Consider the following 13,741-nt stretch of genomic DNA (forward strand, 5'->3'; position numbering starts at 1 on the left):
CGCGCGACCTCGGGTCGTCAGTGCCGACGCGTGACCTCCGGTACTCGGTACGGGCTTGCCGGCACTCAGGACGAGCTTGAAGGCGAAGGCGAAGAGGAGGCCCCGCCGGTCGGGGTCTCCGTCGTTTTGGTGCAGGTCACCGAGAACGGGACCGAGTTGGACGTGGTCGTCACCGGACTGCGCACCTCGACGGCGATCGCGTCGTTCAGCGTCCCGCTGTCGGACCAGGTCGTCACGGTCACCCCGGTCTGCCGGGTCTTCCCGCCGCCGTCCGGGAAGGACAGCGTCTTCCACCCCTGGTCGTCGAGCGAGCCGTTCTTCAGCACCCAGCGGTACTGCACCTCCGCGGGCGCCCTCCCGACCGTGAACGTCGCCGTGAAGGCGGGGGCCTGTGCGGTCGACGGCGGGCAGCTCCCCGAGTAGTCGGTACGGGATCCGGCCACGCTGACCTTCACACTCTGCGCGGCCGTGCTGCTGCTCGCGGACGGCGACGGGGACTTGGACTCCTTCTTGCTGCTCCGGCTGGGCGCCGGGGAGCTGAGGTTGCTGGCCGACTGGCTGGGGCCGGCGTTGTTGTCGCCGCCATCGCCGTTGCCGTGGTTGAGAAGGGCGTACGTCAGCCCGCCCAGCGCGAGGACGACCAGCACCAGCCCGATGACCAGCACGGTACCGGCCCTGCGGTTGCCGTCGCGGTCGGACGCGGGCGCCCGGGTGTCCGTGGGGGTGGGCAACGGCGGTGTGGGGGACGGCGGTTGCTGCTGGTGGGCGACGCGGGTCGGGGCGTCGTACCGCCCCGGGACCGGCACCGTGGCGGCGGTCCCGGGCGTGCCCCCGAACGAGGGGGTACCGCCCGCCGCGACCAGCCGCAGGTCGTGCTCGGCCTGTTCGGCCGACAGCCGGTCGGCCGGGTCCTTGCGGAGCAGGCCCTCGATGACGGGCGCGAGCGGCCCCGCCCGGTACGCCGGCGGCAGCTCCTCGTCCACCACGGCACGCAACGTGTTCAGCGGGGTGTCCAGCCGGAACGGGGAGGTGCCCTCCACCGCCGCGTACAGCAGCACACCGAGCGACCAGAGATCCGACTCGGGGCCGAACGCGCGCCCCAACGCCCGTTCCGGGGCGAGGAACTCGGGTGAGCCGATCACCTCGCCGGTCATGGTCAGCGCCGAGCTGCCCTCGACGGTGGCGATCCCGAAGTCGGTGAGCACCACCCGCCCGTCGTTCGACAGCAGTACGTTGCCCGGCTTCACGTCCCGGTGCAGCACCCCGGCGGCATGCGCGGCCCGCAGCGCGGACAGCACCTCGGCGCCGACACCGGCGGCCCGTTGCGGGGACATCGGGCCCTCGGTGTCCAGTACGTCGGCGAGGGACACCCCGCGGATCAGCTCCATGACGATCCAGGGCCGTCCGCCCTCCATCGCCACGTCGTACACCGTCACCACATTGCGGTTCGCGACCCGGGCCGCGGCCCAGGCCTCGCGCTCCAGACGGGCGTACATCCGCTCGACGTCGGGGCCGGGCAGCCCGGCCGGCGCCCGTACCTCCTTGACGGCGACCTCGCGTCCCAGCACCTCGTCCCGGGCCCGCCACACGGTGCCCATGCCACCCTCGCCGAGCGGGGACAACAGTCTGTAGCGGCCCGCGATCACTCGCTCACGGCCCGGCTCTTCGGTCACGGGTGCTCCCCACGGCAGCTCGCGCTGATTCATCACAAAAGTAACTCAGAGCAGTGCGGATGCGGCGCCCTTGAGCACCAATCCGGCGCCCAGGGCCACGACCACGAGCGCCGAGGCGAGCGGGGTGGTCCTGCGGACCAGTGTGGCCATGGGGTGGGTGGTCCACCGAGGGCGTTTGTCGAGCATCCGGGTCATTCCCGTACCCAACTTGACGACGGCGAACCCGGCGGCGGTCAGCGTCAGTGCGAGACCGATGCCGTAGGCGACGACGAGAAGCAGCCCGAACCAGGCCTGCCCGAGTGCGGCGGCACCGACGAGCACGACCACGGCGGAGGGGCTGGGGACCATGCCGCCGGCGAACCCGAGGAGGAGGGTGCCGCGGAGGGTGGGGGCCGTGTCGTGGGTGTGGGTGAACCCGCCGTGGCTGTGCGGCACGGCGGTGTGACCGCTCTCGGGGCCTGCGCCCCCGGACCCCGCCTCGGCCTGAACGGCCGCGTCCGCAAGCGCCGGACGGGCCGTGCGGGGTGCGGACCGGCCGTCCGCCTCAGCCGTCGTGGCGGTGAGCCCATGTGACCCGGCGTCGTGACCGTGGCTGTGACCGTCGGCGTGGCGGGGGCCGCGGTCGTGGGTGTGCGCCTGACCGTGGTTGTGGTCGTGGTCGTGATCGGCGTCGTGGTCGTGCGGGTGCGCGTGACCGTGTTCTTGGTCGTGTGCGTGGCTCCGCTCATGTGCATGGGCGTGACCGTCGCCGTGGTCGTGCGCGCGGGCGTGTGCGTGGCCCTGCCCGTGGGCTCCGGCCAGGGCGAGCTCTCGCTTCTCGGCTGCCGCGTGCGCGTGCTCGTGCTCGTGTTCATGCGCGTGGTCGTGGTCGTGGTCATGGTGATGGCCGTGGCCGTGCGCCTGCTCGTGGGTCCTGTTCCGCCATGCTCGGCGGGTCAGGTTCGCGCCCGCCGCCAGGACCATGAGGCCGCTCGCGATGCCTAGCCAGGCGATCACCGACGGGGTGGCCGCCGAGCCCGCTGTGACCAGGACACCCAGGGCCACCACGCCCAGCGTGTGGGTGACCGTGACCGACGCGGCCAGCGGGAGCACGTCGCGCAGGCGGGCGCGGCCGCCGCGGGCCGCCGCCGTCGCCGCCATCAGGGTCTTGCCGTGGCCCGGCGCCAGGGCGTGCATCGCGCCGAGGCCGATCGCGATGAACAGCGCGAGCGCCGCGAACCCGACGGTGAGGTGGTTGCGGGCGACCAGGTCGGTCAGGGCCTGGGTCCAGTGGTCGACGCCCCGGGGGAGGATCGCGGCGCCCGATGCGTCCTGCCGTTCCTCGGCGAGGGCCGGCCCGCCCGGCCGTACGCGCACGGCGGCGGTCGTGATGTCCGCCGGGGAGGAGAGCAGGTCCTTGGGATAGCTGGTGAGTTCGTGGGAGACGGACGTCTTCGGTACGTCCGTCCTCGTCAGCGTCATCCGGTCGCCGCGCGCCGTGATCTCCCGCCAGCCGGGACCGGTGTCGGTGCCCGCGCTGTGGAAGGAAAGGGTGACCGTGCTGCCCTTGGGGAGGGGCGCGGTGAACCGGCACTCCACGCGGAGGGTGTTCAGACCGGCCTGGCCGGGCCGCAGTTCGGCGTGGCTGGTCCCCACGGTGAGCGCGGTCGCCCTGCCGTCGACGGTGAGTGTGCTGCCGTCGGCCGCGGTCGTGCAGCGCTGCTCGGCCCACCTGGCCGTGCCCAGCCGTTTCAGGTCGGGCTTGGCCTGGGTCGCCGGGATCTCGGCCAGGTCCTCGACATGGTCGACGCGGAGCTGTCCGGGGGCGGCGACGAGACCGTCGTACTTGTTGACGGTGAAGTTGCCGAGCGGGTGGGCGCTCGCGGCCGTGGCCGGCAGGAGCGTGAGACCGCCGGCCATGACGAAGAGCGCGGCGACGCGGCGGAGGTTCACTTCGAGGCCTCCAGCGCCTTGCGGGCCGTACGGGCGCCCAGCGGGGAGAAGCCGGGGTTGAGCGTGAGGGCCTTGCTGAGGGCCGCCCGCCCGGCCGACTTGTTGCCGGTGGCCAGCTCGATCATGCCCAGGTGGTAGCCGAAGGAGGCGTTGCGGTAGCCGGTGGCGGTGGCCCGGCGGGCGTACGGCAGCGCTTCCTCGTCCTTGCCGTTCACGTGCAGCGCCCAGGCCAGCGCGTCCGCCGTGTGCACGGTGTGGCGGCGGGCCCACTCGGCGCGGGCGGCCTTCAGCGCCTCGGCCTTGTCGCCGTGGTCGGCGGCCGCGAGGGCGGTGTCGAGGTCGGCGTTGACGCCGTTGGCGCGGGCGAGCGCGATCCACGCCTCGACCAGCGCGTACTGGTCCTCGGCCTTCGCCTTGTCGCCCTCGGCGCCCCGGTCCTCGTACAACTCGCCGAGCTCCACGAGCGGCTGGGGCAGGGGGTAGCGGGAGACGACCAGTTCCATGCCCTTGATGGCGGCGGCCCGGTCGCCGCTCGCCGCCTGGGCGCGGGCCCGGCCCTCCAGCGCGGGGAGGTAGTTCTCGTCGGCGGCCAGCGCGCGGGCGTAGTAGTCGAGCGCGCTCTTGTAGTCGCCCTGGTTCCAGGCGAGCAGACCGAGCTGCGCGGCCACGTAGGCGATGTCGCCCTTCGAGGTGGCCGTGGACAGCGCCTGTTCCAGCACCCGCCGGGCCGTCTTCACGTCACCCCGCAGCTCCCGCACATACGCGTACCGGGTGAACACCGGTACGCCCGGCTTGCGTTGGTCGGCCAGGTCGGCGGCCTTCGCCGCATCGCCGTAGCGGCCGAGTTCGACCAGGGCGTCGATACGGGAGGACAGGGCGCCCGCGTTGTACGGGTTCTGCTTGAGAGCCTGGTCCGCGTAGGTGAGAGCCTCCGCGAACTGGTGCCGGGCGGCGGCCAGCGCGGCCTGGCCGGCCAGCGCCTGGTCGTTGCCCGGGGTGATCCGCAGCGCGCGCTCGAGGGCCTTCTCGGCCTGCGGGTAGCGGGACGGATCGCCCTTGGTACGCGCCTGCTCGACATAGGCGAGGCCCAGGGTGGCCCAGCTGTCGGAGTCCTTCGGCTGGGTGCGGAGATGGGCCTGGAGGGAGGCGATGCTGGTGTCGAGATCCCCGCTCGCGAGCAGCGCCGGTGACACGGCACTCGACGCGGCCATCGGCGTGCCGCCGTTCCCGGACGCCCCGAAGGCGATCGCTCCACCGGTCAGCGCGATGGCCAACAGCACTGCGGAACCCGCGAGTTGAGCCCGCCGCCAGTTCCGCCCCGCGGCGGCGAAGCGGCGCAGGGCGGTGACCCGCTCGTCGTCCTTCGGCTCGGCGGGCTGCTTGTCGTTCGTACCCGGGGCCATGCCCTCTCCTCATAGGTGTCGCATGGGGGTGGCGCGGCCCGCTGCCGTGGGGGATTGAGTGGGAAGCGGGCCGCGCCAGTCAATGGGTTGCATGCAGCGCCCGGTAAGGGGCGCGGGACTGCGTTGGACATGTGGCTACCGCCGCGCGTGCGCGACCAGCCACACCGGGCCCGCAGTCACCCCACTACCTGAATTGGGACGGCGCTCAGTACGGCCGCTGCATCCGACGGCGCCACCAGCCGAACGCGGTGCCGATCAGCAGCACGCCCGCCGCACCCGCGGCCGCGGACCCGGCGATCAGCGTCGTGTTGCTGCTGCCGGAGCTGGTCAGGGCGTCACCCAGGGCGCTCTTCGTGCTGCTCCCGGCCGCCTTGGCGAGCGCGCCGCGCGAACCGGACGTCGGCTCGGCCACGTACGGGAAGTACTTCTCGAAGCCCTTGTCGTTCTTGTCGACCGCGTCGCCCAGGTCGTTCTTGGAGCCGACCAGTTCGCCCTCGACGACCTGCAGTGCCTCGTCGATCACGTCGTCGGTGAGCCGGCGCCCGTTCGGGAAGCCCGCGTTGTCACCGTCCAGGACACCGAGCCGCTTGGGCTTCGCGGTGGGCTTGATGGACGTGTTCAGGCGGAGCATCTCCGACGGCGTCGCGTACGGCTGCTCCTGGTTGAGACCCTTGACGCCCTTGAGGAACACGTCCACGAGGTCGTTGCGGGGCTCGGACGGCGCCTTGATGTTGTAGATCGCCTGGATGAGCTTCGGCAGTTCCGGGTTGGTCACGTTCTTCAGGAACTGCGCGTCGTCCTTGGGCTGGGACGCGTTGAACTTGTCCTTGTCCTTCTGCGGGTTGACGACCTCGTTGACCAGCGGGTTGCCGAGGCGCGAGACCTGGGCGTAGTAGCCCTGGGCGTTCCTGCGCTGGGTCGTCGCGTAGATGCCGACGGTCGGACGCGACGCCGACTGCCGGATCAGGGAGTTCGGCACCTGGAGGGCGATCGTGTTGACGTTGTAGCCCTTGAGGGTGTCCCGGCCGACCTCGCTGAGGTTGCCGCCGTACAGCAGGTCGAAGACGCGCAGGTCGGCGAAGAACGGGTCGTCCGCCTGCCCGGCGAAGGTCGCGCCGCCGTTCGACGTCTTGTAGACGGCCTGGGAACGCAGCTTCGCGTAGTTCGGCATCGACGCCTTGCCGACGTCGGACGGGGCCGCCGGGATGTTGTCGGCGACCTTCGTCTTGTACTGCTCCTTCCCCTTCTTCAGCTTGATGAGGTCGATGTCGTACGACTGCGTGACGTTCAGGTCGGGGTCGGTCAGGTTGTCGACCACCCCCGTGTTGTAGAGGAACGTCTTCTTGTTCTTGATCTGGGTGTGGAAGGTGTAGCGGAAGATCAGGTCGTCCAGCGCGTCACCGTTGTTGTCGATGTGGATGTCGTACTGGGCGTCATCCGCGAACTGGTAGAAGTTCGGGCCGCCGGCCGGTTCCTCGAAGGGGATGTAGTCCGACACGATCGTCGTCGTGTCGGGCTTGTCCGGGCTGACGAACGCGTACAGGTCGGTGTTGTCGTACTGGGGGGTGCCCGAGATGAGCGGGGCTTCCCGGTGGGAGGAGGCGGAGGCCGCTCCCGGTTCCAGCGCGGCGACGCTGGCGGCTGTGATCCCGCCGGTGGCCAGTGCCCCACATATGAGCGAGACAAGGCCCTTGCGCCCCGCGCCACTCCTGGAGATTAGAGGTGTCATGCCGTCCGTCCCTCGGTCCCAACTTGCTTGACGGACGGGTATACGGAGCAGGAGGGCCGTTTGGATTGGTCCGAAGAAAAAAATCTTTTCTTCCTGCTCGACCCGCGTTTTTGCCTCCCGCATACGTACTTCTGCCGGAGGTGCGTCAGTTGCCAATGCCTGGTGTGGGAGGACGGGCCGGGTGCGGCCACAGAAGGGGGAACGGGGTGGAGGCGGACGAACTGCTGGTGCTCGTCGCGGCCGGCGACCAGAAGGCGTTCGAGGACCTCTACGGACTGGTGTCCGGTCCGGTGTTCGGACTCGTACGACGTGTGGTGCGCGACCCCGCCCAGTCCGAGGAGGTGGCCCAGGAGGTGCTCCTCGAACTCTGGCGTTCCGCACCCAAGTTCGACCCGGGCCGGGGCAGTGCTCTCTCCTGGATCCTCACCCTCGCCCACCGCCGGGCCGTCGACCGGGTGCGCAGCGCCCGCGCGGCCGGCGAACGCGAACAGCGCGAGGCGCTGCGCGCGGGCGAACCGGCCTTCGACCAGGTCGCCGAGGAGGTGGAGGCCGGCCTGGAGCGCGAATGGGTACGCCGCTGCCTGGACCGGCTCACCGCACTCCAGCGCCAGTCGGTCACCCTCGCCTACTACGACGGCTACACGTACCGTGAGGTGGCCGAGCGGCTCAAACTGCCGCTGGGCACGGTCAAGACACGGATGCGTGACGGACTCACCCGGATGCGCGACTGCCTGGGAGGTGCCGCATGAGCCTGGTCGGCCGCCTGCTGCACCGCGAGGACCTGCATTCGCTGGCCGCGCCCTACGCCCTGGACGCCCTGGAGCCCGGCGAACGGCGCCGCTTCGAGAAGCACCTGGGGGACTGCGACCGGTGCGCCGCCGAGGTCCGGGCGCTGACCGAGGACGCGGTACGGCTGGCCTGGTCCACGGCCGCCTCGCCGCCCCTCGCGATGCGTGACCGGGTCCTGGCCGCCGTACGCGCCACCCCGCAGGCACCGGCCCCCGCCCGCGAGCACGTTCCCAACCTGCCGCCGCATGTCTGGGGCGGGCAGCCCCCGCCGCCGCGCAGACGGCGGCGTCCCCTGTTCGTGCCGTTCGCCACCGCCACCGCGGCCGCCGCGCTGGTCGTCGCCTCCCTCTTCGCGGTGCAGGCCGGCCGGACCCAGGACCAACTGGACGCGGAGCGGGCCCAGTCGCGTGACATCGCCCACGTTCTGGCCGCGACCGACGCCCGTGCGACCAGCGGCAAGGACGCCCAGGGCCGAAGTATGGGCGCGGTGGTCTCCGCTTCGCAGGGGCAGGCCGTCGTCACGCTCAGCGGATACGGTGGCCTGCCGAAGGGCCGCGTGCACCAGCTCTGGCTGATGCGCCCCCATGTGCAACCGCGCTCCCTCGGGCTTTTCAAGGCCGACACGCCCCTGGTCGCCACCGGGATCGACAAGTCCGCCACGTCACTCGCCGTAACCGTCGAGCCCGCCGGCGGCTCGGCGCAGCCCACCAGCCAGCCGGTTGTCCAACTCGCCCTGAAATCGGTCGGATTCGGAGAGTAGTCGAAGAGGGGTCGTCAACAGCCTTGCGGGGAAGGTGAATCCTGTGACCGCGATACACGAGTGCCCCATCGGGGCGATAGGGTTACCCTGCCCGGGCCGGGTGGACTCGTACGGGTGGGGAGTGACATGGATCAGATAACACGCAGCAGGGCGAGGGTTCCTGCGATCACCTGCGGGAGCGGCGCCACCAGTTCGCGCCTCGACCGCCATCTGTCGGTGCTGGCGGGTCCCGCCATACCGCAGCAGCAGGCGGTCGAGGCGACGTCGCTGATGCGTGAGCTGACCGCGCGTGAACCCGCGCGGCGCAGCGACCGGGGTGCGCGGGTCAGCCGTGTCTCCCTCTTCGCACCACTGCGTCGACTGCGCCGTTCGCTGTTCGGCGGCAGCGACAAGCACTGACCGTCAGGCTCGCGCTCAGGCAGCCACACCGTCCCGGCGCAGCGCTGCTGTCTCGGCGTCCGTCATCCCCACGGCGCGCAGCAGCGCCTCGGTGTGCTGTCCGAGCGCGGGCACGTCCCCCATCCGTGCCTCGTCCCCGCCGGGCAGCGTGATGGGCGGCAGCAGCGCGCGCAGCGGCCCGACCGGCGACCCCACCTCCCGCCACCGCTCCCGGGCCGCCAGCTGCGGATGATCCGCCAACTCGTGCAGGTCCCGCAGCCGCGCGCACGCGATGCCCGCGACTTCGAGGCGCGCCACCGCCTCGTCGGTGCCGACCGATCCGAGGGCCGTCGCGACCAGCTCGTCGGTCCGCGCCCGGTTCGCCACCCGCGCGGGGTTCGTCGCGAACGCCGGATCCGAACCCAACTCCGGCCGCCCGATCACCTGTTCGGCGAGCCGCCGCCACTCCCGGTCGTTCTGCACCGACAGCAGCACCCGCCCGCCGTCCCCGGTCGGGTAGGCGTCGTACGGCGCGATCACCGCGTGCGCCAGGCCGGTGCGCTCCGGCGGGGTCCCGCCGTGCAGGGTGTGATGCAGCGGATGCCCCATCCACTCGGCGAGCGCGTCCAGCATGGACACCTCCACCGGCCCGCCCCGGCCGGTCGTCCCGCGCCGCACCAGCGCCGCGAGGACGCCCGAGAAGGCGTACATGCCCGCCGCGATGTCCGCCGCCGGGATCCCGGCCTTCACGGGCTGCTCCGGCGTCCCGGTGACCGAGACCAGCCCCGCCTCGCACTGCACGAGCATGTCGTACGCGCGTTTGCCGGCGTACGGTCCTGACGCGCCGTATCCGGACACGTCCACGGCGACCAGGCGGGGGTGCGCGGCACACAGCGTGGCCGCGTCGAGGCCGAGCCGGGCGGCGGCCCCCTGCGCGAGGTTCTGCACGAAGACGTCCGCGTCCGCGACCAGTCGTCGCACGACGTCCAGTCCGCGCGGGTCCTTCAGATCCAGCGCGATGGACTCCTTGCCCCGGTTGCACCACACGAAGTGCGAGGCGAGCCCGCGGGCGGTGGTGTCGTAGTCGCGCGCGAAGTCGCCGCCGTCGATCCGCTCGACCTTGATGACCCTGGCCCCCAGATCGGCGAGCTGCCGAGTGGCGAAGGGCGCGGCCACGGCCTGTTCGACGGCGACGACGGTGATGCCCTCCAGGGGCAGCGGGAGACGGTCCATGGGCTGGATCATGTCCCGCGACCGGCGGTCCTGTCAGCAGCGCCGCCACGGCCGGGGCCGTCGGCCGCGCCCCTGCCGGCGGCTCGGTCGGCCGGGCCGCTGCCGCGGGGCCGGTCGGCGACGCCCGTGCTGCCGGGTCGGTCGGTGGGTCGGTGCGTCGGTACAGCGGGTTGTGTCAGTTGCGGCCGTACCGGCGTACGGCCGGCGGTAGGAAGACGGCGATCAGGAGCGCGCTCCAGGCGACCGAGCCCGCGACCGGGTGGGCCACCGGCCAGGCGGCGCCCGCGGGGACGGACGCGTTGCCGAAGAGGTCGCGCAGGGCCGTCGTCACCGCGCTGATGGGGTTCCACTCGGCCGCCGTGCGCAGCCAGCCCGGGAGGTTGCCGGTGGGGATGTAGGCGTCGGAGAGCAGCGGCAGGACGAAGGACGCCGCGCCGAGCTGACCCGCGGCCTCCTCGCTGCGGCTGAGCAGACCGAGGAAGATGCCGACGCACGTGCAGGCGAACCGGAACAGGAGCAGCAGCCCCACCGCGCCGACGGCCGCGACCGCCGATCCCTCGACGCGCCAGCCCACGGCGAGGCCCACCAGGAGCAGGGGCACGGTACCCGCCGTGGTGACGACGAGATCGGCCACAGCCTGCCCCAGCGGTACGGCGGCCCGGCTCACCGGCATGGTCCGGAAGCGGTCCGTCACACCCCGGTGGGTGTCCTGGGCGGCCTGGAACATCCCGGTCATCACCCCGCCGGCCGCGGTCGCCACCAGCAGCCCCGGCACGAGGAAGGAACGGTACTCCGGGCCCGGCATCGCCAGCGCGCTGCCGAAGACGTAGCCGAAGAACAGCAGCATGTTGACCGGCATCATCTGGGTGAGGACCACCAGACCCGGGCTGTTGCGGACCCGGCGCAGCTGCCGGCCCACCATCGCCGCACCGTCGTACGCGAGCGTGCTCATGCGGGACTTCCCGTCAGTCGGAGGAAAACGTCGTCCAGGGTCGGCGGTCTGAGGCTCGCGTCGAGCAACCGCACCTCCGCCGCGTCGAGTTCGCGTACCAGCCGGGGGAGGGTGAGCGTCGGGTCGGTGGTGAGGGCGCCGACGGTGTGCCGGTCGTGGTCGAACCGCGGCTCGGTCCCGGTGAGGCGGTCGAGGACGGCGGCGGCCCTGGCCAGCGCGTCCGGATCGGCTACCACCGCCTCCGCGTACCAGCCGATGAGCGCCTTGAGTTCGGCGGGGGTGCCGGTCTGCGCCACCCGGCCCTCGCCCATCAGCACGATGTCGTCGGCGAGTCGGTCGGCCTCCTCCAGGTACTGCGTGGTCAGCAGCACGGTCGTACCGTCCGCCGTCAGCTCCCGCACCGCGTCCCAGACGCCGTTCCTGCTGACCGGGTCGAGGCCGGTGGTGGGCTCGTCGAGGAACAGCACCTCGGGCCGGCGGACCAGGCTCGCCGCGAGGTCGAGACGCCGGCGCATACCGCCCGAGTAGGTGGCGGCCTTGCGGTCGGCGGCCTCGGCGAGGCCGAAGCGGTCGAGCAGTCCGGCCGCCCGGTCGTTCGGTCCCCGCACCCGGTGCAGCCGGGCGAACAGGCGCAGGTTCTCGCGGCCGGTGAGATCGCCGTCGACCGAGGCGTACTGCCCCGTGACGCCGATGCTGCGGCGCACGGCCGCCGCCTGCCGTACGAGGTCGTGCCCCGCGATCCGGGCGGAGCCCGCGTCCGGCCGAAGGAGCGTGGTCAACAGCCGTACGGCCGTCGTCTTCCCCGCCCCGTTCGGCCCGAGCAGTCCGCAGACCGAGCCCTGCCGGACGGCCAGGTCGAGGCCGCGCAGGGCGTGCACGGCGCCGAAGCACTTCTCCAGACCTTCACTAAGTACAGCGTACGTAGTATCCATGGGTCGACCATAGCGCACTACGTACGGTGTACGTAACTAGCATGGTGGGCGAGGTGATGACCGATGTCAGTCCGAGGGGCCGAACCCGAGGTGATCTGGGCCCGCCCCGAACGGGCGGGACGGGGGCCGAGGCCCGCGTTCACGCGTGCCGACGTCGCGGCGGCCGCGGTGCGGATCGCCGATGCGGAGGGGCTGGACGCCGTGTCGATGCGGCATGTGGCGGCCGCGTTGGGATGCGGGACGATGTCCCTGTACAACTACGTCCCCCGCAAGGAGGACTTGTACGAGCTGATGGTTGACGCGGTCGGCGCGGAGCACGAGTTGTGGGAGCCGACGGGAGACTGGCGGGCCGACATGGTGCGGGTCGCCGAGCAGACGCGGGAGCTGATGTACCGGCATCCCTGGATGCCACGTCTCATGTCACCGGTCTATGGGTTCAGCCCCCACGCCCTGCGGTATCTGGAGCACTGCCTGGCCTGCCTGGATCCGCTGGATGCTCCGTACGGGACGAAGCTGGAGCTGATCGCCATGGTGAACGGCGTGGTGACCACCTATGTGCGGAACGAACTCGACACGGCCGAGCGGGCTCGGAGTCTGCCGTGGTCGGAGGAGCAGGAGAACGCGGTGCGCATCGCCTATCTCGGAGGGCAGATCGCTTCGGGGGCGTATCCGCGGATGGCCGCGGCGTTTGCGGAGGATGCGGGGCCGATTGATCTGGAGGGGGTCTTCCGGCGGGCGCTGGGGAGGGTTCTGGACGGGTTCGCGTCGTCGTAGGCGCCACCCCTCCCGGGAAGGGTGGTCACAGCAGCGTCAGCTGACCCGCCGGGCCTTCTTCCGTGTGCTCCAGGATCGAGGCTGGTCTGCGGGCTGCCTCCGGGGGTGGGAGCAGGCCGGCCGTCGTCAGGTCCGTGGCCGTGATCTGTGACTCGATCTCCCACTCGGCTCGCTGGGCGCGCACGTCCGCCAGCAAGGTCAGGACCGTGATCAGCTCCAGCAGATCCGACGTCCATGACTGGGGCCAGGCCCGCGGGACGATCGCCGCCAGCGTTCCCGGTTCCGCCGGGGTCGTCCGTGCCGCGAACCACGCCTCCAGGATCTTCACGTCACCCATCGCGAACTCCCACGCCTGGGGCGGTACCGGCGAGACGCGGCCCTCGTCGATGTGCAGGGTCTCCTCCTGCGGGTCGTAGCGGACGGTGAGCGGGCGGGAGGGGAGCGGGGCGCGCACGTAGGGGCGGCGGCCGCCCGGGAGCTTCGGGCGTTCGCCGTCGCGGCGCAGCAGCCAGAGGGCCCGGTGGCCCAACCGCACGCCCCGGGACCAGAGATCGGGGTCCTCGGTGAGCGGGACCGTGTGGTCCGGGCGGATCGTCGCCAGGGCCCAGGCCAGGACGTCCGGCGGGGCGGGAGCGACGCCCAGGCGGTCGGCGAGGTGCTCCAGCAGTCCCGGTGCCAGGTTCGGCTCCGCGCCGCCCGGGCGGCGGTACAGCGGGCGGACGCGGCCGGCGCGAAGGGTGGGCAGCAGGGAGGTCGCCAGCAGCGGCATGCCCTCCGCCGACTCCACGGCGAAGATCTGGTGGCCGTCCGCCACCCGCCACAACTCCGGTCGGGCCGTGTCGATGAGGCGGTGGTCCGGGACGAGCCACTGTTCGTCGAACGGAGCGGACAGCACGCGGACCGGATCCGCGCACGGGCCCGAGGCCTGCGCCAGCCGCTCCGTACCGGTCGGCTGCCCCGGCAGCTGGGGCACGGCCGAATGGACCGTGCGGGCGCGCGTCGGTTCGAACAGGGTCTCGCGGTCGGGGCCCTCGGCCTTGAGGAGGGTGTCCCAGCGGGCCTTGAGGGTCGCCGGATCAGGGGCCGTCGGCCACCCCCGGCCGAGCCGTAGTGGTGCGACGGACCACGGCATGAGGTCCGCAAGCAGCGGAGCGTCGTCGTGCGTCACGCCCGGCATCGTACGACG

12 protein-coding genes are annotated in these 13,741 nt (G+C 72.1%); 4 read left to right on the plus strand and 8 right to left on the minus strand.

Features of this window, described 5'->3' with window-relative positions:
• Positions 1–65: 65 nt before the first annotated feature.
• The 4 genes from ACWDGI_RS13850 to ACWDGI_RS13865 all read right to left on the minus strand — a co-directional run bounded on the left by ACWDGI_RS13850 (position 66) and on the right by ACWDGI_RS13865 (position 6,737).
• A complete protein-coding gene (locus tag ACWDGI_RS13850) occupies positions 66–1,673 on the minus strand; it encodes a serine/threonine-protein kinase (RefSeq protein ID WP_450758648.1) in 1,608 nt (535 codons plus the stop codon).
• 45 nt (positions 1,674–1,718) lie between these two features.
• The gene (locus ACWDGI_RS13855) at positions 1,719–3,572 is read right to left on the minus strand and encodes a nickel transporter (RefSeq protein ID WP_450759291.1); all 1,854 of its coding nucleotides are present in this window, start codon (positions 3,570–3,572) and stop codon (positions 1,719–1,721) included.
• Positions 3,573–3,601: 29 nt separating this feature from the next.
• The gene (locus ACWDGI_RS13860) at positions 3,602–5,008 is read right to left on the minus strand and encodes a tetratricopeptide repeat protein (protein WP_450758650.1); all 1,407 of its coding nucleotides are present in this window, start codon (positions 5,006–5,008) and stop codon (positions 3,602–3,604) included.
• A 205-nt stretch (positions 5,009–5,213) separates the two neighbouring features.
• Complete coding sequence (locus ACWDGI_RS13865; protein WP_450758652.1) at positions 5,214–6,737, minus strand: DUF4331 domain-containing protein; 1,524 nt, start codon at positions 6,735–6,737, stop codon at positions 5,214–5,216.
• Between the two features lie 206 nt (positions 6,738–6,943).
• Between ACWDGI_RS13865 and ACWDGI_RS13870 the strand changes: the two genes are divergently transcribed.
• From ACWDGI_RS13870 to ACWDGI_RS13880, 3 genes are all read left to right on the plus strand, one after another.
• On the plus strand, positions 6,944–7,486 hold the full coding sequence (locus ACWDGI_RS13870; protein WP_450758654.1) for a sigma-70 family RNA polymerase sigma factor: 543 nt from the start codon (positions 6,944–6,946) through the stop codon (positions 7,484–7,486).
• Positions 7,483–8,286, plus strand: coding sequence for an anti-sigma factor (locus ACWDGI_RS13875; RefSeq protein WP_450758656.1), 804 nt, complete (start codon positions 7,483–7,485; stop codon positions 8,284–8,286). The genes ACWDGI_RS13870 and ACWDGI_RS13875 overlap by 4 nt, the downstream gene beginning before the upstream one ends.
• 126 nt (positions 8,287–8,412) lie before the next feature.
• Positions 8,413–8,685 (plus strand): hypothetical protein, encoded by a 273-nt coding sequence (locus ACWDGI_RS13880; RefSeq protein WP_450758657.1) that lies wholly within the window; start codon positions 8,413–8,415, stop codon positions 8,683–8,685.
• Between the two features lie 15 nt (positions 8,686–8,700).
• Here the strand turns inward: ACWDGI_RS13880 and ACWDGI_RS13885 are convergent, their stop codons facing one another.
• From ACWDGI_RS13885 to ACWDGI_RS13895, 3 genes are all read right to left on the minus strand, one after another.
• The gene (locus ACWDGI_RS13885; protein ID WP_450758659.1) at positions 8,701–9,897 is read right to left on the minus strand and encodes a CaiB/BaiF CoA transferase family protein; all 1,197 of its coding nucleotides are present in this window, start codon (positions 9,895–9,897) and stop codon (positions 8,701–8,703) included.
• A 175-nt stretch (positions 9,898–10,072) separates the two neighbouring features.
• Positions 10,073–10,849 carry an ABC transporter permease gene (locus tag ACWDGI_RS13890; RefSeq protein WP_450758661.1) on the minus strand — a complete coding sequence of 259 codons (777 nt, stop codon included), beginning with the start codon at positions 10,847–10,849 and terminating at the stop codon, positions 10,073–10,075.
• On the minus strand, positions 10,846–11,781 hold the full coding sequence (locus ACWDGI_RS13895; RefSeq protein ID WP_450758662.1) for an ATP-binding cassette domain-containing protein: 936 nt from the start codon (positions 11,779–11,781) through the stop codon (positions 10,846–10,848). Before ACWDGI_RS13895 ends, ACWDGI_RS13890 begins: the two co-directional genes overlap by 4 nt.
• A 63-nt stretch (positions 11,782–11,844) precedes the next feature.
• On the opposite strand from ACWDGI_RS13895, the gene ACWDGI_RS13900 reads away from it, so the two are divergent.
• Positions 11,845–12,555 (plus strand): TetR/AcrR family transcriptional regulator, encoded by a 711-nt coding sequence (locus tag ACWDGI_RS13900; RefSeq protein WP_450758664.1) that lies wholly within the window; start codon positions 11,845–11,847, stop codon positions 12,553–12,555.
• A 25-nt stretch (positions 12,556–12,580) separates the two neighbouring features.
• Here ACWDGI_RS13900 and ACWDGI_RS13905 read toward each other — a convergent pair whose 3' ends face one another.
• Positions 12,581–13,732 (minus strand): type ISP restriction/modification enzyme, encoded by a 1,152-nt coding sequence (locus tag ACWDGI_RS13905; RefSeq protein WP_450758666.1) that lies wholly within the window; start codon positions 13,730–13,732, stop codon positions 12,581–12,583.
• Between the last annotated feature and the right edge of the window lie 9 nt (positions 13,733–13,741).

The sequence above is a fragment of the Streptomyces sp. NPDC001220 genome (genome assembly GCF_053597895.1).